A 23,897-nucleotide genomic window follows, 5' to 3' on the forward strand; every position below is an offset into this window, starting at 1 on the left:
TCGTTTGGTCAAAACAAACCATCTCACGAATGTCACTCTTTTTCCATCAACCCGTGCATTTCAAAATTGAATCCACCTCATGCTCATCTGTCAGATCAATAACAATCTGAGTAGTTGCTGAGACTTCGTAAGTGTTTTCCACTTGTACGGTCAATGTGAATTGAGGATTTTCCTCATAATCCAGAGGAGTGCCATCATTAACGGTGAGTTGACCTGTCGACCCATCAATGGAAAATGCTCCCAAATCATTGCCGGCTATGATCGTGTAGACCAGTGTCTGATTGGGATCGGGATCTGTTGCCGTGACCTGACCAACAACCGTTCCCTGACCCACATTTTCAGCTAATGTAAATTGATAAGAGGCGGCATCGAAGGCGGGAGGTTCGTCACCCAGCAGTACGACATCAATCGTTCCTGTACTTTCTCCACCATGCTCATCCCGAACTATATAGGTGATCGTCTCCGTCCCTGCCACCGCTGGATTGGTTCGTTCATAGTGGATCACAAAACGATCATCAGCAAAGTTGCCGGAATACTGAAAGTAAGATTCCCAACTACCGTAATAGCTCTGAACGTAGTCATCGACAGAGGAGTAGCCACCATAATTTTCATATTCGCTTTGTAAACTTGTTGACACAAAGCGAATGACGGAAGCTGTTCCCAAGGTCGCTGCTGAAACGGAGATCAGTGTCAGAGCAGAACCCTCTGGATCACTATCATTGGCAATGGGATCGAGAGTTCCCGATTCATTGGCTTGGACAACGAGCGTGTCATTCTGAACATCCGGGAGCAGATTGGGTGCCACGCTGACCGTAACACTGGCAGTCGTTGTTGCTCCCTGTGAGTCAACCAGAGTGTAGCTAAAGACATCATCTCCACTGAAACCAACATCCGGCGTGTATTCATACTGATAGCTGAGTGAATTGTTTCCCGAATAGTTGTAGTAACTGTTGTACCAGTCTTCAAAATTGCCGTAATAATACTGGCCATTGCTGATCCAGTTATTCCAGGTCGATTCCGAAACATCAGGCAGCAGTGAAATACTCCCACCTGAGGGATCAGCAATACTTTGAATCGATAGAGTATGCCCCTCAGGATCCGAATCATTAGACAGCAGATTTAAAACGACCGCTGCGCCAGGACCTGTCGAGTAGGTATCATTTCCGGCGACTGGTGCTTGATTTGAAGTAACACTCACTGTCACACTGGCTGTGGCTGTCGCTCCCTGGGAATCGATAACAGTGTATGAAAACGTATCATCTCCACCGAACCCGGTATCCGGTGTGTACTCGTACTGGTAGGCCAACGGATTCGAGCCTGAGTAATTGTAATAGCTGTTGTACCAGTCTTCAAAATTGCTGTAATAATTCTGCCCTTGAGCGAGCCAGTAGTTCCAGGTTGACTCAGACACATCAGGCTTGAGAACCACCGTCCCGTTGGCAGGATCTTCAATACTCTGGATGGAGATCGTCTGTCCTTCGGGATCAGAATCATTGATTAGTAAATTGAGAACGACCGATTCTCCAGGACCAACAGAGTATGCGTCAGGAGACGCATCTGGAGCCTGATTCCCGGCGACGCTAACAGTCACGCTGGCGGTATTGGTTGCCCCCTGAGAGTCAATGATCGTGTAATCAAAGACATCGTCGCCGCCGAAACCAGCGTCAGGCGTGTATTCGTACTGATAAGTCAGCGGATTGCTACCGGAGTAGTTGTAATAGCTGGAATACCAGTCCTCAAAATTGCTGTAGTAATTTTGTCCCTGAGAGAGCCAGTTATTCCAGATGGACTCTGAAACGCTTGGGACTATCGCAATCGTGCCGTTCGCTGGACTGGCAATACTGTCGATCGAAATCTCATGCCCTTCGGGATCGGAATCATTTGTCAGCAGGTTTAGCACAATCGCTTCGCCAGGGCCTGTAGAGTAGGTATCATCGACGGCGACTGGGGCCTGATTTCCCGCCACGCTGATCGTCACACTGGCCGAGGCGGTTGCCCCTTGAGCATCTTCAATTGTATAGATGAATACGTCATCACCACTGAATCCGACATCAGGAGTATACTCATACTGGTAACTGAGCGGATTGTTTCCCGAGTAGTTGTAGTAACTGTTGTACCAGTCGGCAAAAACGCTGTAGTAATTCTGCCCGTTATTGATCCAGTTGTTCCAGATCGATGTGGAAACATCCGGTACCAGAGTGACCGTCCCATTAGCCGGATCGGCGACACTGACAATTTGAATCGGATCTCCTTCCGGATCTGAATCATTGGCCATCAATGTCAAGACGACAGTTTCTCCAGGATCGACAGCAAAGCCATCGGCGACCGCAATCGGAGTCTGATTGGCGGTCACATTCACTGTAATTATACCGGTACTCTGGATCCCGGCTGCATCTTCGACCACATAGGTCAGTGTTTCATCCCCGTTGAAATTCGGATCCGTACTGGTATACAGAACTTCAAATTTATTGATCAGCGAAGGATCACCCGAGTAATAGCTTGAATAGTAATAATCCCAACTTCCGTAATAACTTTGGACATACTCATCAATTGAGTTGTAGTATCCATATTGAGACTGAGAGTAGTATTCATTTTGTAAAGATGCCGGAACAACACGGACCAATCCTACTGTTCCTGCAATGGCACCTGTGACAGAAACCAGCGTTAACTCAGATCCTTCCGGATCCGTGTCATTGACGAGCGGATCAATCGAGACCGAATCCCCTCCAGCCACACTCACAGTATCATTCACGGTCACAGGAGCCTGGTCTCCAGTGACCGTCACCTCCACTGTTCCTGTGGATTGAGCCCCTGCAGCATCTTCAACGATGTAGGTGAATGTATCTACGCCGTCAAAAGTTGCATTGGTGCTGGTGTATTTCACGACCAGACGGTCATCAGTAGGATTGCCATAGTATTGAAAATACTGACTCCAGCTGCCGTAATTGTAATTGACATACTCGTCGATACTGGCATAGCCGCTGGAGTTGCTCTGATACTCACTCAGTAAACTGGGAGGAATATATCGAGTGATTTCCGCAGTTCCCTCGCTCCCGTTACTCACTGAAATTAAGGTCAGCTGCAAACCTTCCGGATCTGTGTCATTGAGCAGAGGTTCGAGTGTGACGGATTGACCGCCAGCGACTGCGATCTGATCCGTATTCGCAACTGGCGCATCATTCCCCAGAACAGTAACCGTAACACTGGCGACGGCGATCGCTCCCTGCGAATCCACGACCGTATAATTGAAGACATCATCACCACTAAAACCTTGATCTGGTGTGTACTCATGTCGGTAACTGAGTGGGCTGTTGCCCGAATAGTTGTAGTAGCTGTTATACCAGTCCTCAAAATTGCTGTAGTAATTTTGTCCCTGAGACAACCAGTAATCCCAGGTTGAAGCGGACACATTCGGAGCCAGACTGATCGTCCCATTTGCCGGATCTGCGATATTGACAATCGAAACCGTATGTCCTTCTGGATCGGAATCGTTGGCCAGGAGATTCAGCGTGACAGACTGACCAGGGATCACTGAATAAGCATCATCAACCGGTGTCGGAGCCTGATTGGCAGCTACAGTCACTGTGATTCCGGCACTGGCTGTCGCCCCGTGGGCATCGACAATCACATAATCAAAAGCATCATCCCCACTGAAACCCTGATCCGGAGTGTATTCGTAAACATAATTGAGTGTGCTGCCTGAATAGCCATAATAGCTGTTATACCAGTCCGCAAAATTGCTGTAGTAATTCTGCCCCTGACTGAGCCAGTAATTCCATGTCGACTCCGAGACATCAGGCACAAGATTAAGCGTACCATTTGCAGGTGTTAACACACTTTGCAGAGAAATAGTATGACCTTCGGGGTCCGTATCATTGGCCAGCAAGTCGAGGCGAACGGATTCCCCAGGGCCGACAGAATAAGTATCATCGACAGCATCAGGGGCCTGATTGGCAGCCACAGTCACGGTGACGCTGGCAGAGGATGTGCCTCCCTCTGGATCCTGTACGGTATAGTCGAAGACCTCATTGCCACTAAATCCCGCATCCGGCGTATACTCATAGAGATAACTGAGCGGATTGGTTCCCGAATAGTTGTAATAGCTGGTGTACCAGTCTTCGAAATTGCTGTAATAATTCTGTCCTTGAGACAACCAGTAATTCCAGGTCGACTCTGACACATCGGGGACCAGAGAAATCGTACCATTGTCTGGAGCATCGACACTTACGATGGAAACGGAATTACCATCGGGGTCAGAATCATTGACGAGCAGATCGAGCGTGACCGATTCTCCTGGGCCTGTGCTATAACTATCATTACCCAGTGTTGGAGTGCGATTGGTGTTTACCGTGACTGTAGCCGTTGATGTCCCATCCAGCTGGTATTCAAATTGGAATTGTGACACATGCGTACTGCCGGGAGTGTATTGCAGAATACCCCCTGAAATCTCGACGGTGCCGAAACTCCCCGTCAATTGATCATTCACTGCGTTAACAAGAGCCAGAGAAGCAGCAGAGGCATCGGTATCATTCTGACGAACCGGCAACGGGAAACCAGATTCTCCTGGTGCATAATGAATCGTAAATTCATCATCGATTGCCGTCGCAGAAAGCAACTGCCTTGTCTCAAGCACTTCAGTTGCGTGATGAAAATTTGATCGCCGTCGCAAGCGACGTCGAGGAAGTTTTTTGAAACGAGAAATCCAGGAAAGCTGACCCGGCAAGAATTCCAACCAGTGACGCAACAGCATGGAGTGGCCCCTCTGTGGCTGTGATCAATAGTGCTACTTTTGTAGAACGGATTGTCGAATTATTGAATTTTATAATAGGAGAATTCCAAGGACGCATTGAATAATGCTACTTTGAAATGGAGAGCTCTTTTTATTCTGAACAATTGCTCAAGTCAAACGAAACAGCAATTCAAAATATATTTATTATTAAAAAATCATAATTTAAAACTTGGCCAATGCAATTTGAATTGAGCAAGTGACTATATTCGTAGGGCAATTGCATTTTTTGAGGTATTTAACTGACGGATCACTCACTAAATTAGATTGTTCAAGGCAGGCTATATCGTAGGTGATAACCAGAAATTATTTCGTTTTCTAATTTCCTGGGACTGGCAAATCATAATTTAAGAGTTGAGTTTCATAGCGTTTCCAGGCTCCGATGGAAGATTGATACATCGGCTTCCTAACCTGTGTTTTACTCGGAGTGATCACTGCTCGCTCTGATTCATCAAAGCTCAGACACTGGTCCTGCCAGGGTAAATTGCAAAACTCGATGAGTCTTCTAATTTCCTGATCGGGGTTAGTCACCAGGGTTTCATAGCTGAGTGGATAAATCGGATTGGGGATCGTTGCTTCCCAATGTTTCATTAAGTTTTGATAGGCTGTGATGTAAGGCCCCAGCTGTTCGAGATCACAAAACGGCCAGTCCAGATTCTGACGAATACAGGAAATGGCAACATCACGAGGATCACGAATGCAATGTATAATCCTGGCATTGGGAAACAGCAGGCCAATCATACCAAGATGCAAAAAATTGGTCGGCATTTTATCGACGATCCGTAACGCTGTCGGATCATGACCAGTAAGAAATCGTGCATGACGACTCGCTAAGTGTCGGACTTGTTTTTGATTCAATTCACGAGCCGCAGACGGGTATTTAAGCGGACGCGTGCAAATCATGCATTCAATCTGTATTGGCCAGGCCCCCACTTCCTGCAACTCCCCGGCTGCATATACGTGTGAGTGGCTGGAAAGAATTTGCTCTGTCAGAGTTGTACCGGTTCGAGGCATGCCGACAATAAAGACAGGCAACTCACTGGAATGCCCCATTTCACTTCGCTGATTAAAAAAATCACAATCGAACACCGCTGCAATTTCACTCATGAAATGCTGGTGATCTGCCACATTGTGTCGTTCATTCGTAGTAAAATCCGGACGAGGTTTGAGTTGATTTCCTCGGAGATAAGCATCAAAAGCCTCTGCATATAGTTTTTTCGCATCATAGGCTCGACCAAGTGCCATCCAGAGCAATGACTGATGCCTGATAGAAAGCTGACCATCGTTGAGTCGGTTTTGTACCTCCAGAATGCGTTGATCGACATCTGCAAATTCACCAGAAAATGCCAGGTGGTAATGAGCCGGGACATAATTGGGATCCGACTGCAATGCTTTCTGAAACGATTCCCGGCTCTCCTCAATTGTTCCCAAATCGAGCTGACATTGCCCCAACAGATGCAGAACCTTGGCCTCAGTTGTCGTTTCTGCAAGTTGATTCAAAATGACAATGGCTTCCAGTGGTCGCTGAATTGCATGTAGGGCTTTTGCCTGCAGGTAAAGTAATTCCTCATCATCCTTATAGCTCAACCCACGTTGACAGACCAGCAATGCCTCTTCGAGCCGCTGGCGTCGCGGGCTCCCCAGGCCAGCGACAGCTCCGACTACAGCCGAACTCTTCAGTAATTCTTCAGCCAGCAATCGACATCCCTCAATATGATTCGGATCTTCAGCCAGGAGATGTCGGAGTGCACGGATCGCGTGATCACTCTGGTTTTGTGATCTGGCAATATGAGCCTGAAGCAGTCGAAAATCCGTAACATGATGATGGGACGGAGAAATCTTTCCCAAAAGATTTTCAGCTTGATTGATTTGATTCAGCCCCATTAAAGTCTTGATCAATCCGAATTGGAGAGCCGGGTTTTCAGGAAACTGCACGGCAAGCGGCTCATACAATCGGATGGCGTTCTTCCAGTCTGTCTGGTCGATCAACTCCAGCCCAAGCCGATGCAGCAGATTGGGATGACTTTGCTGTTGTCCCAGGATGACTGAAAAAAGTTCTTCAAATTTGTCCCTGCGTCCCGAACGCAAATAAGCAATCGCCAGATTGATTTGACAGGCATCATTATGTGGCTGGAATTGAACAACTCTTTCAAAGACCTCAATCGCGGCAGGATAATTCTCCAGCTTCAATTGAACAATTGCTTCGAGTTCATCCAGCCGGGGATCATCATCACATTGCTGACGGGCTAAAGTGATTGCATACTCAACGGCTTCAAAAAACTCACCTGTCAGATAACTTCGAATAAGTAAGAGATGGCCCCGGAGTGAATTTGGCTGCAAAGCAACGAGTTCTTCAGCGGCTTCACATGCGTCACTAATCTGCCTGGATTCGAGCAGTGAGTCTGCCAGTAGAGACCAGCTTTCAGAATCTCGCGGGAATTTTATTGTGGCTTCTCGGTAAACATTCTGAGCAGCTTCTCGATGTCCAGATCTCTGCAATGGTAAACCACGATTCCGCCAGGCTTCTACATAATCGGGTCGCAGTTCAACAGCTTTGGCAAACGATTCAAAAGATCGCTCAAATTCCCTCAACTCCAACAGAACCGCACCCCGAGTATTCCAAAATTCCGCCTTCGCATTATCTCTCTGAAGGCACTGCTCTATCCGAAGCCCCGCTTCTGAATAATTTTTCTGCTGCAAAGCAATCACAGCCGCCAGATGCCAACCTTCCGCGTCAAATTGATTGCTGGCGATCATCTTTTGAATCAAAACTTCAGCTTCCTGAAGTCGACCAGCCTGAAATAACTGAAGGGTTTGCTTGTTTGTGGGCATAATTTTGGACGAAGTGAAATGGACATCAGAGAAGGCTGAAACAGGTGACTCTAATGTCATACAATAAAACGCAATGTTTGCATACCTTTCGCAGCAGCGGCTCATCAATCATTCTCTATCTTCGAATGGAAATGATTTTTTTACTTGTTGTACTTCAGCTTAATGTCACTATTTGATAGGAGAGAACTCTCCGAACTCAGCCCCCCAAACCAAACTTAGATAAGTTAATCAAACCGAATCTCGGACACCATCAATAGAGATCTCAACGATCGTCGCATTTCAAGTGTGTCGTCAATCACAATTACTCCACAGAATCCGGCATCAGGTGATACAAGCCACAATCCAGGGCACGGGCCAGCTTTTCAACGGTGGCAATCGTGACGTTTCTTTCTCCACGCTCGACCATGGAGATAAATGTGCGGTGTAGACCTGCCAGTTCTCCCAGTTTTTCCTGAGAGATACCAGCTTGATTGCGAACCGCACGCAATCGGTTTCCAAATCGGATTCGAATGTCTTCCTCTGCCACGCCGTGTCGCCTTTTGCAAGTTGAGATACTTGCAATCAGTTTCGCGACAGCGCATACTATGCATCTGCACACTAAGAGTTACGTGTAACGCATAGTATTCGCCATTATTGTTCACAGATTCGATCGCTGTTGAGTTTGATCGAATCAAATCACTAAGGGGCCAGGTTATGCTTCAACGACTCTGCTGTGTTCTCATGATTGGGCTTGTGATGGAACTATCGGGTTGTCGTCCCGGTGCGGTCAAACATGTCAAACAGGCCGCCCAGTATTTCCGAAATGGCAGTTCCAAAGTCAAATCCGCTCCTGCGGTTACCCAGGGAGTGGCACGTCAGCTTACTCGGAATGAAGAGGTTGTCGTTCAGGTGGCAGCCCGAGGAACAAATCTGCTGTCTCGTTCTAAAACGCTTGGGGAACGACTGGTATCGCTGCAATCAAAAATCCCAGCCCAGGCTTATCCGAATCTTTATAGGAGATGGCAGGATAATCAGGCCGAGTTGAACTCGTACACCCGCCAGTTGCAGGATCCTGCACTGGCCCCGCAGCGCAGGGATCGTCTGGAGCAGTCTCTGAGAGAGTCGGAATTCGAACAGGCTGAGATTGAACGTCTGGTGGACCAATACGGTTGAGTCCACACAACTCAGAATCTTCCAGATTTCCCTCATAAAGTAGTGAAATATCCATGCGATTTCGAATTGTCGTATTCATGACCGTTGGCAGCTTCCTGCTGTTTACAGGGCTGTGCTGTGGAAAATCTCAGTCGACATCCTCCACGGATTCAGAGATTCAAGTGATCGGCCTGCCCAGTCATGTCATGAACTTTTATGCGGCCGAGCAGGAAGCGAGTAACTGGTGTTGGGCAGCCTGCATTCAGATGGTGCTGTCCGCTCAGCAGATGGAAGTTTCTCAAGCAGAAATCGTGTCCAATGTTTATGCAGGCTATGTTTCAAATCGCCCCGGCTCTCCACTCGACATGCTCGCTCAAATCGATGGTTTGTCAACGCAAGGCAACCAGTGGCAGTTGGAAGCTTTGCTGGGGCTGGGGCCTCCCGCCTTAGAATTGCTGCAGGAACAATTCGAACGCAACACTCCTTTGATCGCCATGTATGAGAATCCCGGTATGGATGTCGGACATGCCGTGGTGATTACAGCCATCATTTATCAGACAACTGAGAATGGTCCCGTGATTCGAAAAGTGATTGTCCGGGATCCCTGGCCAGCATTTCAAAGCACATCCGGAAAACGAGAATTGACTGCTCCAGAGTTTGAACGCATCACCGCCTATCTGCTAGTCATCCCGGTTCGTACTCCTTCCTGACGTGGATCTTATTCAGGCTATTTTCATGACCATTTCTCTATCTCGCACGTATTTCCTACTGACCGTCCTCTTCCTATGTTGTCTGCCAGGCTGTGGCGAAAAATCGTATGATTTGAAATTGAACGTTGAAGCGGGAGAAATCTATCGTGTCGAAAGTGACTTCAGACTTGAAAATGCAGACATCGAAATCTCACAGGGAACAGAGTCGACAACAGGTTCACAAACCTTAACGAGCCGGGAGGTCTTCGAATATGACATTTATGTGGCACAAAACGGCCAGCCGAACTCCATGAAGATCGCTTTCCTGGAGAGTTGGCAAAAACAAAACCTGCAAATTACAAGCAATGAGCCGGAAATCTCGGACGAGATTTCTCCGCTGCAGGCCAGAACATTGCTTTGTAAAAAATCCGGCAAATACTGGAAATCGGAACTCGTAGGGAATAATCCAACGGCTGAGCAAACAGAGGTCCTCAATGCATTCATCGATCCCTGGCCAGCCGACCTGGCTCCCGATCATGCTGTTTCCATCGGAGACTCCTGGGTGGTAACCGGCGATGCCTTAGCCCGGTTAGCCGGAGGTGGCATACAGAATATTGACGGTGAACTCAAAGCCTACTTCGAGCAAGTGATCGAACGAAATGGAACATTATGTGCGGTGATTTCGGTCCAATTGGATCTCTCCGGGACTCAGACTTCAGAGAACAATACGAGGACGGTTAAAATCTCAGCTGAAGGGCTCACCTATCGTTCCGTGTCAGAAAAGATCGATCTGGAATCCAAACTGAGCGGTACAATGATCACCAGAATTTCGGAAGAAATCCCTGGGGAAGGAATGTTGGTGATGATCAGCCAAGGCCCATTTACCTTTCGCGAAATTACGACCAAAACCAAATACTAAAGCTGTCTCCGCGAACAAGTCACGGAAATTTGTCTGTATAATAAGGATTCCGTCTTGAAGGCATGGATACTTGAGGCACTCCAACACACTGATAGCTAAAAAGTTAGCCAAAATATTTAGTCAACCGCGTGGATGCTGCAACGTTTGCGAATCTCTTCGCGTCCTCGCAAATGACTTTGCCTCACTCCGCCGCTTTCGCGACTGTGGGCAAACCTTCGTTCCACTCACTCACTTTGTAAACGTTGTTTCTCGCGACCACGAGGACTGGGGGCTCCTGTTCATTCATTAGCCGCGTCCAGTAATGAGGGTTTGGTCGTGAGAGATTTCGGTATTCGAGACTTTCGTCTTATCTTTTTGGTTTGTTTGCGATCAAAGCGTCACAAGTCTACATCATCCGGTTCGGCATCCTGCTCGATTTCTCAAGCCTCAATCATCAATCTCTTGCGGTATTCTTTCCAGTCTTCTCCGGTCTCATTGCGGACAATACCTTAAAGGCCGTATTGGCTTCGATCACTGTGAAGTCCACACCGATATCCGGAGGCACTCCCGGTCGCCCAATGGCAATCGTGGAATACGGCAAGCAGAGTTCTTCAAGAAACGAATCAAGCTATTTTCGGCAAGCAAACGATCAAGCGTTCGTAAAACCGATGCCGAGGGTTTTCGGAAACTCCTGAATTGGAACAAACAGTTCCTGCTACCGTCGAGATTTACGACGTTCCAGACTCATCTGAAAAATCCTACGAAGAAGAAAGTAGGAGAAATATAAGAAAAGAAAGTTAATGAGACCTCAGAGTTTTGAAACGGACGGCTATCCAAGTTGCAAGTTGTTTAGGGGGTAAAGTAGTCGATTGCTAACTGCTGAACATTTTGGCATGATGGATCTGGATTATGATTCATATTAGCGGGCTATAGATAATGAGTGATATACTTTCTGTCGTACAGTGTCCTGGTTGCGAGAAAAGTCTGAAGATCAAGATGACGGCCGCGAATAGGAGAGTCCGCTGCCGATCATGCAAATGTGTTTTTTCGATCTCAGTTCAATCTGAAGAAAGTGAATTGAGACAGGAAGCAGCTGATAACAGCGGTATGGAACTGAGCAATTTCTGGCTCAATCTGTTCGGCGGCATCCTCGTATTAGGTGCAGTCACCTTATTGTTGAGTTTTGTGCTGGGTCCAATAGCAGCAATCACTTTATTTCTGCTCACCGGATTTGTGGCATTGTCATTCTGGAAACCAGCTTTGGTTTTGCAGGGCTTAAACTTTGCGACTCAAATTGTAAACAACTTTCGCAATGGGTTACGTTTGCCAGAAAAGGAAATTGACTCAACAGTTCATTCTGCAACTGCCAACAAGCCACCTGTAGTCGAAAAGAATTTCAACCCAGATAATCGCATAAGTACTTTCAATGAAGACCTGGTCGAGATTCAACCGGCAAGTCATTCGAACTCGAAGCAATCTGGATTTATTATTAGACGATCAGAGGTTAAACACTCCCTTTGGTCGAAGAGTGCTGATGCCAATGTCCGTTTCCTGGGAACCGATGGTTATCTTGATCATTGCGGCGTCATTGCTGCTTCACCACTCGTCTATTTCATAAAGGGCAAAACACGAGATCCATTTGATGCCTCGCTTATTGAAAGCGATTTAAAGGTTGCAAACTCCGGACGGGGTTCTAGTAATTTGCCGTACTGGTCCAGTTATCGGGAATGCTCTCCTTCGCAAAGACGCAACTATCTGGCTTGGCTGGAATCTGGGCGTAAAGATCCAAATACTGAACTGGGCTATGTGTTCATACATTTTTACGGACTCGAAAGACGGGCGCTCGTCGACCAAAAAGACCATAGTCTGGTGATACAGGAAGTCCTGCGACTGCTCCCTATTTATGGCTTCTCAAACTCATTCAAACGATACGCAACGGATCTCTTGTGGGCTTGCCTGATTAATCATCCAGAATTACAAGAACTACCGCTTTCTGTCCTGAATCAGGTCATCGAATCGACTCCTTATTGGAGTGAAGACAGCAAAGCAGCCATGCTGGCAATCTTCGCAATGCGAGGGGAAGCACTCCCTCCATCAGCAGCACTCATAGTGGCTCAACACGATGCCCGCTCTCCAAGAAGCGTAATCATTAGGCGACATAATGATCGCTTCACGGAACTTTTCAAAACTCGATTCAATGAGAAGTATCCGAGTGGAATGCCGCTCAAATCTGCGAAACGCGAATACAGATTGGAGTATCGCCCAGCAAGTGCAACACTTTCCGGATACCGTGGAGACTCGTCGCCGTTTACTTTCAAACTCCCTAATATTTCGGGCATTCCTTCACAGTTCAAGACTTTGCTTGAAATCTGGAATTCCGCCATCGAAGACCTGCGTGCATTTGATCGGGCCCACAAAAAAGCGGACTCGGGCGAAATTACCGCTGACATGTACGAAAAGCTTCCCTTGGAGTTGCGGGAAGGAGATCATCCTCAATTTGATCGATGGTACAGTCTGATTCAGCAATTCTCGAATGAGAGCGGATGGTGTCTGATTCCTGTTGGTGAACTTGCCGAGTTACAAGGAATCGATAAAAGATCAAAACTTACTAAAAAACAATGCTCCGATTTGCTTCAAACTGCTGACTGCATGGACCTTTGTCTCGAACCAGATTCACGGGAATCTGGCCAAACTTACCATTGGGATTCGTATGTCAGTATCTTCCCGAGAGAAGACTCAACAGAAGGGAATTTGAATTCGTATCACGCTGCTTCAATTCTACTACGACTGGGGATGTCGATCGCAGCGGCCGATGGTGTTGTTGACGACACAGAATTGAAAACAATCACATCTCATCTGGAACAGTACTTTGAGCTTTCTCCACAGGAATCGATACGGCTTGAGCATCTCGCCTATTTGCTATCCGTTCATCCGGATAAAAATACCAAGCTCGGTAAGCAACTTCAGGCACTACCTGAGATTCGACGCGAAGCGATCGGAGAATATTTGATTGCCATTGCCGCCGCTGATGGCATTATGACCGAAGAAGAAGTCTCTTCGCTGAAAAAAGCATACAAAAGCCTCGATCTGGAACCGAGCAGGATTGAAGAACTGAGTGCCGGTAACATTGCTCCGGAAGAAAGTGAAGACTCTTCGGTTGACTTGCTGCTCGATCAGGACCGTATTCGCGAAATTCTCCAGGAGACAAAACAGGTTTCTGATTATCTCAAAGATGTCATGCTCGAAGATGGCACTGATACCGAATCTGATCAAATGGAAGCGACTGGCAACGAATCTCGTATTTCTGCCGAATCGCAGAAAAAGACTGAAGCAGTGGCTACCATAAATGAACTTGATCACCAGGTTAATGTTCAGGATGAGCAAACTCATGAAGGGGAAGTAAGACAGGCGGAAGCTCTCAAATATGATGGCTTGCAGCCTCGTTTTCACCTATTTCTTGACACGATTATGACACGCAATGAGTGGACACGATCAGAACTTGACCAGTTAGCCAGGGAACATTCGCTGATGCTGAATGGGACGATTGAATCCATTAATGAATGGTCTTTGGAGGTCTGCGGCGACTGGTTGATTGATGATCAGGAAGACCGCATTATTGTTACACAAAATTTGTTTTTGTCTGAAAAATCAACTTAGTTTGAAATTGGTATGATCCGATCAAAAGAGCGAACTGCAATCATTCGATCACTGGCGGCTGGGGTTGTTCCGTCGGTTGGTCTTCAACACATTCAGGTTGGCAGAAAAGACGAAGTGGAAGCTGTCATTACTGACCTGAAACAGGTGGAGGATGGCACATCATCTGTCCGTTTCATTATGGGGAATTTTGGGAGTGGGAAAACATTTTTTCTCAACTTGATCAGTAATGTGGCTCTCAAACGCAAATTTGCAGTTTTGCGGGCCGATATCACTACGGAACGCAGGCTGCATGGATCAGGCGGAAAAGCCCGCGGACTCTATTCCGAATTGTTGAAGAATCTCTCAACAACAGCTCGTCCAGATGGCGGGGCTCTCCCTAGTCTCGTTGAACGATGGGTTGGTGATCTCGATCACGAAATTAAATCGTCTGGCGGAACTGAAGACGATGTGCAAACTGAAATTGAGAAACAACTCTCTCAACTCCGCTCGCTGGTGAATGGTTACGAATTCGCAAAAGTTCTAAGCCGATACTATGAAGGATTTCAGCAACAGAATGACAATCTTCAGCAAGCCGCGTTACGGTGGTTGAGAGCAGAATATAGTACAAAAACGGAAGCCCGGGAGGACTTGGGTGTGCGCTCAATTATTGATGACGCAGATTTTTATGACTCTCTTAAGCTGCTAGCTGCTTTTGTGAGGATCGCAGGTTACCGGGGGCTGTTGATTTGCCTGGATGAATTAGTTGTTTTGTCTCACCGTCTGAATCACACGTTGGCGCGAAACAACAATTACGAGACCATCCTCACGATTTTGAACGATGCTCTTCAGGGAACGACAGAGGGCTTGGCTTTCCTTTTTGCAGGGACTGAAGAGTGCCTGGAGGACCGACGAAGAGGCCTTTTCAGTTACGAAGCATTAGAGACCCGGCTCGCTTCAAATCGTTTTGCCAGCACGTCGATGCGAGACCTGACTGGCCCTGTTATCAAGTTGGAGAGTCTGACACCTGAAGACTGTTACGTTCTATTGCACAACATTCGGCATGTATTCGCATCCGGTGATGAGAAGCAATACCTGATTCCTGATGAAGGTATTGCGTCTTACCTACAACATTGTCAACAGAGGATGGGCGCCAGCTACTATCAAACACCTCGTGAAACCGTCAAGGACTTTATCGGTTTACTGCAGATACTGGAGCAGCATCCTGATCAATCATGGCAATCGCTACTTGGTCAATTCAATCAGCAGGAAACTCAAAAGCCTTCCGCCGGCAATCATTCTCGTTCTGACGACTTATCGGAATTTCGGCTGTGAGTAATCACTCTGCCTACGAGATGCTTGCTCCCTCGATACAAAGAGCACTTTACAAAAAGGGATGGGAAACCCTGCGGCCTTTGCAGGAGCAGGCTATCCACATCCTCTGCGGTACCGAATCTGACCTTCTCATTTCAGCGCAGACTGCGGCAGGTAAAACGGAAGCCGCCTTTCTTCCGATATTATCTTTAATCCAACCGAATTCGATGGAGTCTGTGCGGGCGATCTATGTCGGTCCCTTGAAAGCACTCATTAATGATCAGTTCCGTCGGCTTGAAGACTTGTGTCAATATGCAGAAATCCCAGTGCATCGCTGGCATGGTGATGTCTCATCGAAAAGTAAGAAGGAGTTAGTAAAACGTCCCGGTGGAGTGCTGCTGATCACACCGGAATCACTGGAATCGATATTCATAAATCGCAGTGAATCCCTCAGGCATCTGTTTCACAGTTTATCTTATATTGTACTCGATGAAGTGCATTCGATGCATGGGACCGAACGCGGAACCCACCTCCGCAGCCTCTTGTCCCGCCTTGATCATTACACGATCAATCTACCTCGGCTAGTCGGTTTGTCTGCAACAATTGGCGCCCCGGAACAAACCTGCCATTGGATGCGTCCCGATCAGCCAGAACGTGTTAAATTACTATTAGATGAGAATAACCAGAAGTCCGTCCGCTTCGGGCTGTTTGCTTATTTCCAGGATCATGAGGAACAGAGCGAAGAATCAAAGCTTGACGAATCGAAATCAGCATCGGGGAAGCAGGCGTTAATCAACCATGTTTTCCAGTCTTTTTCAAAAGACAAAAATTTGATCTTTGTTAATGCACGTTCGGGAGTCGAGTTCTACACCGACGAACTCAACCGGCGCGCAAAATCGATCGGAAAGCCTGGTCAATTCCTGATCCATCATGGTTCCCTCAGTAAGGAGATCCGACAGCATACCGAAAAAATGATGCTCGGACGTCGTCCCTATTCCACAGTTTGTAGTGCGACGCTCGAACTGGGGATCGATATTGGAAAAGTGCGATCGATTGCTCAAATTGGTTGTCCTTGGTCTGTCAGTTCTCTCTTGCAACGACTCGGACGAAGCGGCCGGGAAGAAGGTGCGCCGCAGCGAATGCAACTATATGTCGTTGAACCGTTGCCTATCGGTGAGAACGAAGCGCAATACTATCCCGAATTGATTCAAGCCATCGCCCTCACAGAGTTAATGCTGGAAAAGTGGGTTGAACCTCCTTTGTCTTCTGTAGGTGATCTCAGCACTCTGATTCATCAGGTCCTGAGTCTAATCACTGAAACCGGAGGTGTTTCGGCATTGATGTTATATCATCGACTCATTAAAGCGGGGGCATTCCGTTGTGTCCCTCAAGAGGTATTTATTCGGCTCCTCAAAAAAATGGGGCAAGAGGATCTGGTCGAACAAACAGAAGAAGGAGATTTAATTCTCGGATTGAAAGGGGAGAAAATTGTAAGATCTCATGACTTCTATGCTGCGTTTTCATCGACTCCCGAATTCCGTATTGTGTTTCAGAGTCGCCCACTCGGTCGGCTGCCGACCATTTATGTCCCGGAAGTCGGGAGTCATCTTTTGCTGGCGGGGCGCAGGTGGCGGGTCATCGAAGTGGATCACACGCACAGGGAAATCGCTGTGAAACCAGCCCAAGGACGCAAACAGCCACTTTTTACCGGTGGAAATGGAGTGATTCATCGGAGAGTGAGGCAAAAAATGCGTGACGTGCTCAGCGACCAGACCGTCTATGCGTATCTGAATCCGACAGGGAAAGAACTGCTTCAAGCTGCTCGTCAGGCATTTGTCTCCAAACGTTTGCAGCAAACAGATTTGCTTCCGCTTTCCGATTCAAAAACGATCTGGTTTCCGTGGACCGGAAGTCATATCCAGTCAACTCTTCTCGCACTTCTAAAACACCACAGCATGAAAGTCACAGAAGGATTGTTCTCGCTGGAAATTGAGATGAACGAGACTCAGTTGAGTAACGCACTTCGGAAAATTGCTAAGAACCTCCCTAAGCCAGAGTTACTTGCTCCCCTGTTATCGCACTCAGTGGAAGCAAGAAAGTATGACGAATTTCTAGACGATTGGCTCAGAGAATGGTCGATCTGCCAAGACATCATAGACCTGGATGGAGCCGTGATCGAATTACAAAACGCTTTGAAGAGTGTAATAAATCATTGAGTGAATTGAACGCCACACAGAATCTGTGTGAGGTGATCGCAACTGAAAGTTTGCGTTTTCTCTGCATTAGCAAATCTTGTCAGGACTATCTGGTTCCGTTATAAAGGGCACGGACTATTGAGGTACTTCATCTCACTGATAGCTAAAAAAAAGAAGTTCTCAGAATCGATCAGATCAAACTCAAAGAACCTGTCTGCGGTGACAAGTAATTGTCAATCGCAGACAGGGATTTTCTCAGAAACATCAAGGCTTAAAGCCTCAATTTGTAATATCAATTCAACGGGAATGACTCTGGCGGATTCGCTTCATCAATTCCTGTACCTCCGGTTTGGCTAACGGTATTTGCTCACCACAGCCGACTGCTTCCAAATGAGGTCGAGCAAAGTCTGTACCATAGGGGACGATTTCTTCCAACCAGAAGTTCAGGGCGGCCAGGATATTGGCCCGTTCCTGATCAGTGATTTGCAACGGAATGACGATGTGTCTCCTTCCAAGCTGGGGATATGGTGAGTTCTGAGGCCAGCAGATTCAACGAGAGGTCCGCATCGATTGGCAATTTTCTTAGCCAGCGAGTGAACTGATGCAGCATCAGACCAGCCGCCAGACTGGCGGTGTAAATCGTGCTGCGGGACGTGCAGGTTCCCAGTTGCGCTTCCGCCTGCGGGAACAGAGAGTTTGCATACTGCTCATCACTGCTCGGATCAGCAACTGTCAGAACTCGAATCACTTCTCCCTGCATCCGGCCATCACACCAGAAGAGGCAGGAGGGGTGAGCGGATTTCCAGATCGCAGCACGAGCCGAGATTGAATCGACACAACAAAACACTACCTCACCGACGGCATAATGCGGACGGTAGCGATCTTCAATCGTATTGACCACAATCGTTGTATCAAGTCGCTCAATAGCAGCTTTGGTGGCCTGGACCTTAGATACCCCCAGATCACTTTCGTGATACCCCTGAGTGGTAATATTACTGGCTTCCACAGTATCAAAATCGATCAACTGCAGTTGTGGCATCCCAATCGCCGCCAGTTGCAGAGCGACCTGTCGGCCAATCGCTCCCACGCCGATCACTGTGGCGGAGAGCGACGTGATTTGCGGACGGGGCACCAGTTCCTGTTGTCTGACAAATCGATCCGGAATCTCAGTCGTCATGGTCATTGCGTTTTTCCTGTCGTTGAGTTTGGGATAAAAAATCATCAGTCTCATCCCAGAGATCGAATCGGAATTCGTTCTCCAGAAAGTCAACCGCGTCCTCATCCTGATTGTTGAAGAGGGTTTTCGAATTATGACTTTGAACATGGGTCAGATATTCGCTCTCCCAGGATGCATAGTCACAGCCAGTAAAGCTCTGTGAGTAGTCGATCTCCACCGGGATTCTCAGGCTCGCTCCCGGTCCGGTGTTCATTTGCAGTCGGGCATAGGATTTTCCGCCTCGCGCCAGAATAAACATCACTGCCCACTCTGCCTGGCCGAAGCCCCGGGCAAAGGTTTGTTCATCGATCGGGCTGGGAAGCGGACAATTCCCCGGATGGGTATGCATCCAGATCCGCCCGAACTGTTCCGGTCGCAAGCCCGCATCCACCTGTTCATCAAACAGGTCTGCGACCGAGTCATCCTCAAACGCGACATGCGCCCAGGAACAAACCTGTCGAACAAGCTTCAAATCTCGGACAAACAAAAGATCTTCATTAGCCGTGATTCCAAAGCCGCCGACTTCCGTCTCACCGTAATCACGCAGGAACAGCAGTTTGGCCCACGCAGTCGGACTGAACCGTAATACCGGTTTGTGGGTTTGGCGGTTCCGTTGTCGGGAACGATTCGTACTCGTTACTCTCTTCTTGAGCTTCATGACAGTCAGGACACCTTTCGGAATCGGTTAAACAGGAGGGGCAGCAGGCTGTATCGCAGTCCACACACCTGGACAGACACCCGGAACAACAGTAATCATCACAACCCGGGCAAGCTTCGAGACAGCCGCGGCAGGTATTCTCATCACAGCCTGCACAGCGATCGATGCAGTCTTCGCAGATTGCTCCGACACACTGACCACAGGAGACAATCGCATCAGAACTCCGCAGGTCGCCGCAATCATCACAGAGCGTCCCGAACCAGTCGTCGAGACCCACGTAGGGACTTCCCTCGTTGTAGGTTCGCAAGAGATTGGCGACGATCACAAAAAAGTCGTGGATTCGTCCTTGCGCCAGGGCCGTCGCAATGGCCTGCCGGCCGTCCCCTTCGCAGAGCAATTCAGACTGCACATGCGGGTGAGTCACCTCGTCATTCGTCGATGAGGGATTGGGTTCCAGAGCCACCACGCGGTACGGAGATAACTGACCCGTTTGCAGTTCCCGACAATGCAGCTGAATCTCGAAGGGGCCGAGTTCGACTTCCTGCAGCGTGATCGGTTCGGTGGTGACGGAAAGCACGTGTGTCGACGAGTCAAACTTCACGTCGCTAAAATCATCGGCCAATGCTTCCAGATCGGCAAGTAAATCTCGCAGAGTAGGGGTGATCTGCCTGGGCTGCAGACGATCAAATTCATCACATAGTAAAGTCATGGCGTCATGAAACTGATTCAGCTGACTACGAAATTCTCGTTTCAGTCGGTTAGCCGCGAGCAGCCAGTCGTATGCAATCGCCGTTTCTTGTAGATGGGGAATCTGTTCGAGTCTTTTCCAGAGATCAACGGGAAGTTCTGTGAGAGGTTCATTGGTATTGGTCGCCTCAAAATACTGCTGCAGTCTCCTTGCGGGTCGCAGCCAGACGTTTCGAGAAGCACGATTTTTATTCATGAATGCCTTTCATATAAAAACATCCAGAGACCGCCGTGATATAAATCCAAACGGTCTCTGGAAATAAAAAATCAAATTAACAGGCTCCTTCGATCTTGGTTGGTGTGATCGAAATCCGATCTCCCTCCTGCAGAATCTGCTGGGAGGCACAGGGTTGTCGGTTGACGCGGATCAGATAGTCGCTGGCTGGCCGGTTGCCGACCTTTTCCGTAAAGACATCTTGAACAGACGCCCCGTCCGGGACTTCGATATAGTCGGCGAATCCGCCGCCATCGTTGTTGATTAATAAAACCTGCATAAAGTGCCTTTCAAAAAAATGGATCTCAGAAAAATAGGAGCTTGGTTGGATTCAGCGAGAGTGAATCAGATGTTGCCGGTATCGAGAACGCGAGCCGACCTTATGGAAACTCCGTCGACCGCGGCGTTGACCACTCCGGAGTGTTTGCCGCACAGGCAGGCTCGCCCCCTTCGAAGGTGAGCACGTAAACTTATTGGTTCTCACTGAGATGGGTGATGAATTAAACATAAGCCGGCACACTCATGGCCTGTTCAAACTCAGTGAGCCAGTCACGTCCTTCCTCTTCGTCCCAGTCAATAAACTGGGGCAGTCGGGATTCGGATTCTGCGGACTCCGAGTCTTCTCTTGAGATCAGTTCGAAGCCAAGTCGTTGGATGGTGGTTAGGCTTTCACCAGTCACCCGCGCAATGCTGCGATTCAGTTCGGATGGTTTCATGGGGGAAACTCCTTCAAATAATTCAGGGTTAGGAAAATAAAAAATCCCGACTCAGCAGACGGTGGGTCTGCCAAATCGGGATGTGGAAGTAAAAATCAGTGATGTTTACGCAGTCAGTGGTTCCTTCAGCCAGTAGGTCTCCAGCCAGTGCACTTCGGCCTGAAGTGCCTGGCTCCGCTGTGCGAAAGGTCCCAGTTTCGGTCCAGTCACCGGCGACAAATCGGCCCACCACTGACCGTTGCAATCGGGTTCCACATGGGAACCACGAGTAATATCGAGGGGACCGAGAGTGGCCAGCGGGATCTTCTCGGCATACAGGCAGCGGATCGTGCCGTCCTGCTGAATGAGCAATTGCATGGTTTGCTCCTTGCAAACGAATAGGATTTATTTGGGGACACGAATGATCTGCCGCCGAGGACGATCAATGAGCAGGCCATCAAGGACTGATTGCACACCGGAGAGTTTTGTCGCTACCTGCTGTCGCAAGTGGCTGCTGCTGCGAAGTTGCTGGGGCGCAATGCCGGTCACGATCTGCTGGCATTGATCGACCAGGTCATCGAGCTGGTCATTGGAACGGATATTGAGCAACCGAAAACGCTCAAAGAATTCCTGCAGATTCCCGACCGCCGTGTCTCGAAAGACTTTGCGTTTGCCATCCTCGTGACCACTCAGCCGTTCGGTCAGATGAGAGACCAATTGCGCAAGCTCTTCCACAAAGGCCTGTTCAGCCAGTTGGACTGCTTCATCGAACCGGGCCTGCACACGTCGAGCTTCCTGTTCGTACAACTCAGGATTGAGTTGTCGCAGGTAGTGAGGCGGTTCGACATTCGGAAACTCCCAGCCCACATGAAACAGCCCCACCAGAGAGTCGGGATAATCGGCCTCATTATAAAGCTCGCCGAGTCGTTCCTGAGCCGCCGCCTGCAGGTTGGCAAACTCCTCATCCAGCAGACGGACTGCCTGTTGCAACTCCTCCTCAAAGTATTGCATTTGATTCTGAAAAGGATCGACAGACTCGCGACGAATGAGTCGGATTCCTGGTTCCGGATAGGGAAGACTGAGTGAAGTCCAGTATTTGCGGATCTGTCCTTTGAGGGCATTGACGGCCTGAAAACGGGGATGCCGGGTATCGAGCAGCTTTTTACCAGCCGAGAGATATTCGCCCGCAGCGCCGAAGGATTCGGCGGCCTGGGCTTTCTGAGACGAAGAGAGAGTTTTGCGGGTCCCCAGCCACACAAAGCCAATGCGTGTGGCGCACATGGTCGCCTGCAAACGCTCCGCAGCGCGGCTTTCGTTCGGGGGTTCAGATAACATCGTCGTCGACATTTTGGTCTCCTTGTGATTGAGTAAATTTCAATATCAATTCCAGTTGTGTTGGGGCGAGGTGGGAGATGGGCTCCGCCGCTCTGAAGTGACGGAGTGCGTATACAGGCCTGACTGTTCAGCGGAGAGGCAGCGACCACTGGCCCAGCGACGCAGATGCTCGACAGCTTCCACTGAGGTTGTGGCCACCGGCACGATTTGTTGAGCAGCTTCGAGCAGACTGAGATCCAGCAGCGCTGCCAGTCGACAACAGGCGCGGATCTCAGCCCCGGTCCAGTCCTTGTCCTCTGGCAATTCCTGCTCGGTCATTTCAAACTGCTGCCGATACATTTGCCAGATCGCCTGCTTCTGGGTTTGACCCGGCAGATCCAGAAAGAACAGCCCATCAAATCGCTCGGCTCGTAAAAACTCAGGAGGCAGTCGACGGACATCATTAGCGGTGCAGATGACAAAGATGTCCGAAGTATGATCGTTGAGCCAGGTTAATAACGATCCCAGCAGGCGTGTCGAGACGCCACTGTCGGATTGTCCCGAGGAGCCGCCGAGAGCTTTTTCGGCTTCATCAATAAACAGGATCGCCGGCTGCATCGCATCCACGATTTGCAGAGCCTTGCGGGTTCGTTCCTCACTTTGTCCGACCAGCGAACCGAGTAACGCTCCCACATCCAGCGTGATCGTGGGGCGACCCGTCTCCTGACCGAGCGATTTTGCAAAGGCACTTTTACCGGTTCCCGGCACTCCCAGTAACATCACGCCGCGAGAGCGGACAACTGCGGGGCGATTGGTTCGGGGCTGCAAGGCCCGCAGACAGAACGATTAGAGTGAGTCCAGTCCGCCCAGTGTCGCGAACGATTCGCTCCCGCGATGTAAGGAGAGCAATCCACTCCGGGTGAGTGTTTGTGACTTGATCTCCCAGATGGCCTCGGGTTCCAGTCGCCCCTGTCGCACCAGCGAGAGACTAAAAGCACCCTCGGCTTCATAGCGGGTTAATCCGTCAGCCGCTTCCAGAACACGATCCAGTTCAGTACCCTCCGGGAGTTCCCCCGGTTCGGTTGCCAGAGAGGTAGCGATCTCAGCCAGTTGAGAGCGTTGCGGCAATTCATGCTCGATGCACAGAAACAACTTCTCCAGTTCAGTCGGTAATTGCACGACCGGTGCGAGGATGACCAGGAACTGCTGTTGCTGCTTGCCCCGCATGAGCTGATGCGAGATCGCCTGGACAAGTTCTGCCGATCCCAGAAATCGATGGAAATTCATCAACGCCAACAGTGTGGGAGCATTCGCGGCGGGCAATGTCTGGAACGAACGAACCGCTCTGAGCGGATCGGTCGCATCGATGTTTTGTCCATTGTCGCCTGCCAGGTGAAATCCCTGATCAATATCCCAGGTGGCCAGTTGCCACTCTTGCTCATGGCAGAGTCGAGCCATTTCCATGAGGGCTTCGTCCGGTTCACAGGTTTGAATCCAGATCCCGGCAAAGCCGGAGCGGACGGTTTCCGTCAATTGTTCGGTCAGTGACATTGAGTCTCCTTAATAAAATGAAAG

Annotated in this window: 19 protein-coding genes; 6 read left to right on the forward strand and 13 right to left on the reverse strand. The window is 48.9% G+C overall.

Going from position 1 to position 23,897, the window contains the following annotated elements; genetic code table 11:
* Positions 1-46: 46 nt before the first annotated feature.
* The 3 genes from Pan54_RS02195 to Pan54_RS02205 form a co-directional block, all read right to left on the reverse strand.
* Complete coding sequence (locus Pan54_RS02195) at positions 47-4,750, reverse strand: Ig-like domain-containing protein (protein WP_146501939.1); 4,704 nt, start codon at positions 4,748-4,750, stop codon at positions 47-49.
* 354 nt (positions 4,751-5,104) lie between these two features.
* Positions 5,105-7,678 (reverse strand): tetratricopeptide repeat-containing sulfotransferase family protein, encoded by a 2,574-nt coding sequence (locus Pan54_RS02200; protein WP_165441537.1) that lies wholly within the window; start codon positions 7,676-7,678, stop codon positions 5,105-5,107.
* 241 nt (positions 7,679-7,919) lie between these two features.
* The gene (locus Pan54_RS02205) at positions 7,920-8,144 is read right to left on the reverse strand and encodes a helix-turn-helix domain-containing protein (RefSeq protein WP_146501941.1); all 225 of its coding nucleotides are present in this window, start codon (positions 8,142-8,144) and stop codon (positions 7,920-7,922) included.
* A 167-nt stretch (positions 8,145-8,311) separates the two neighbouring features.
* Here Pan54_RS02205 and Pan54_RS02210 point away from each other — a divergent pair, with 167 nt between their 5' ends.
* The 6 genes from Pan54_RS02210 (at position 8,312) to Pan54_RS02235 (ending at position 17,499) form a co-directional block, all read left to right on the forward strand.
* The gene (locus tag Pan54_RS02210; RefSeq protein ID WP_146501942.1) at positions 8,312-8,770 is read left to right on the forward strand and encodes a hypothetical protein; all 459 of its coding nucleotides are present in this window, start codon (positions 8,312-8,314) and stop codon (positions 8,768-8,770) included.
* 53 nt (positions 8,771-8,823) lie between these two features.
* Positions 8,824-9,459 (forward strand): papain-like cysteine protease family protein, encoded by a 636-nt coding sequence (locus Pan54_RS02215; RefSeq protein WP_146501943.1) that lies wholly within the window; start codon positions 8,824-8,826, stop codon positions 9,457-9,459.
* A 25-nt stretch (positions 9,460-9,484) separates the two neighbouring features.
* On the forward strand, positions 9,485-10,357 hold the full coding sequence (locus Pan54_RS02220; protein WP_146501944.1) for a hypothetical protein: 873 nt from the start codon (positions 9,485-9,487) through the stop codon (positions 10,355-10,357).
* A gap of 1,056 nt (positions 10,358-11,413) precedes the next feature.
* A complete protein-coding gene (locus Pan54_RS02225; protein WP_165441538.1) occupies positions 11,414-13,993 on the forward strand; it encodes a tellurite resistance TerB family protein in 2,580 nt (859 codons plus the stop codon).
* A gap of 6 nt (positions 13,994-13,999) precedes the next feature.
* Positions 14,000-15,304 (forward strand): ATP-binding protein, encoded by a 1,305-nt coding sequence (locus Pan54_RS02230; RefSeq protein WP_390621938.1) that lies wholly within the window; start codon positions 14,000-14,002, stop codon positions 15,302-15,304.
* The gene (locus tag Pan54_RS02235; protein ID WP_146501947.1) at positions 15,301-17,499 is read left to right on the forward strand and encodes a DEAD/DEAH box helicase; all 2,199 of its coding nucleotides are present in this window, start codon (positions 15,301-15,303) and stop codon (positions 17,497-17,499) included. Before Pan54_RS02230 ends, Pan54_RS02235 begins: the two co-directional genes overlap by 4 nt.
* A gap of 276 nt (positions 17,500-17,775) precedes the next feature.
* Here Pan54_RS02235 and Pan54_RS02240 read toward each other — a convergent pair whose 3' ends face one another.
* From Pan54_RS02240 to Pan54_RS26205, 10 genes are all read right to left on the reverse strand, one after another.
* Positions 17,776-17,967: a hypothetical protein gene (locus Pan54_RS02240; RefSeq protein ID WP_146501948.1), complete on the reverse strand. Its 192-nt coding sequence runs from the start codon at positions 17,965-17,967 to the stop codon at positions 17,776-17,778.
* Entirely contained in the window at positions 17,954-18,661 is a 708-nt protein-coding gene (locus tag Pan54_RS02245) for a ThiF family adenylyltransferase (RefSeq protein WP_146501949.1), read from the reverse strand. The genes Pan54_RS02240 and Pan54_RS02245 overlap by 14 nt, the downstream gene beginning before the upstream one ends.
* Entirely contained in the window at positions 18,645-19,352 is a 708-nt protein-coding gene (locus Pan54_RS02250) for a hypothetical protein (RefSeq protein ID WP_146501950.1), read from the reverse strand. The genes Pan54_RS02245 and Pan54_RS02250 overlap by 17 nt, the downstream gene beginning before the upstream one ends.
* Positions 19,234-20,295 carry a hypothetical protein gene (locus Pan54_RS02255; protein WP_146501951.1) on the reverse strand — a complete coding sequence of 354 codons (1,062 nt, stop codon included), beginning with the start codon at positions 20,293-20,295 and terminating at the stop codon, positions 19,234-19,236. The genes Pan54_RS02250 and Pan54_RS02255 overlap by 119 nt, the downstream gene beginning before the upstream one ends.
* A 76-nt stretch (positions 20,296-20,371) precedes the next feature.
* Positions 20,372-20,593: a MoaD/ThiS family protein gene (locus Pan54_RS02260; protein WP_146501952.1), complete on the reverse strand. Its 222-nt coding sequence runs from the start codon at positions 20,591-20,593 to the stop codon at positions 20,372-20,374.
* Positions 20,594-20,813: 220 nt separating this feature from the next.
* The gene (locus Pan54_RS02265) at positions 20,814-21,029 is read right to left on the reverse strand and encodes a hypothetical protein (protein ID WP_146501953.1); all 216 of its coding nucleotides are present in this window, start codon (positions 21,027-21,029) and stop codon (positions 20,814-20,816) included.
* Between the two features lie 105 nt (positions 21,030-21,134).
* Positions 21,135-21,386: a hypothetical protein gene (locus tag Pan54_RS02270; protein ID WP_146501954.1), complete on the reverse strand. Its 252-nt coding sequence runs from the start codon at positions 21,384-21,386 to the stop codon at positions 21,135-21,137.
* Positions 21,387-21,413: 27 nt separating this feature from the next.
* Positions 21,414-22,355, reverse strand: a complete 942-nt coding sequence (locus Pan54_RS02275; RefSeq protein ID WP_146501955.1) for a hypothetical protein — start codon at positions 22,353-22,355, stop codon at positions 21,414-21,416.
* Between the two features lie 33 nt (positions 22,356-22,388).
* Positions 22,389-23,150: an AAA family ATPase gene (locus Pan54_RS26200; protein ID WP_242631194.1), complete on the reverse strand. Its 762-nt coding sequence runs from the start codon at positions 23,148-23,150 to the stop codon at positions 22,389-22,391.
* Between the two features lie 18 nt (positions 23,151-23,168).
* Positions 23,169-23,873, reverse strand: coding sequence for a hypothetical protein (locus Pan54_RS26205; RefSeq protein ID WP_242631195.1), 705 nt, complete (start codon positions 23,871-23,873; stop codon positions 23,169-23,171).
* Positions 23,874-23,897 lie beyond the last annotated feature (24 nt).

The sequence above is a fragment of the Rubinisphaera italica genome, assembly GCF_007859715.1.
Classification (GTDB): domain Bacteria; phylum Planctomycetota; class Planctomycetia; order Planctomycetales; family Planctomycetaceae; genus Rubinisphaera; species Rubinisphaera italica.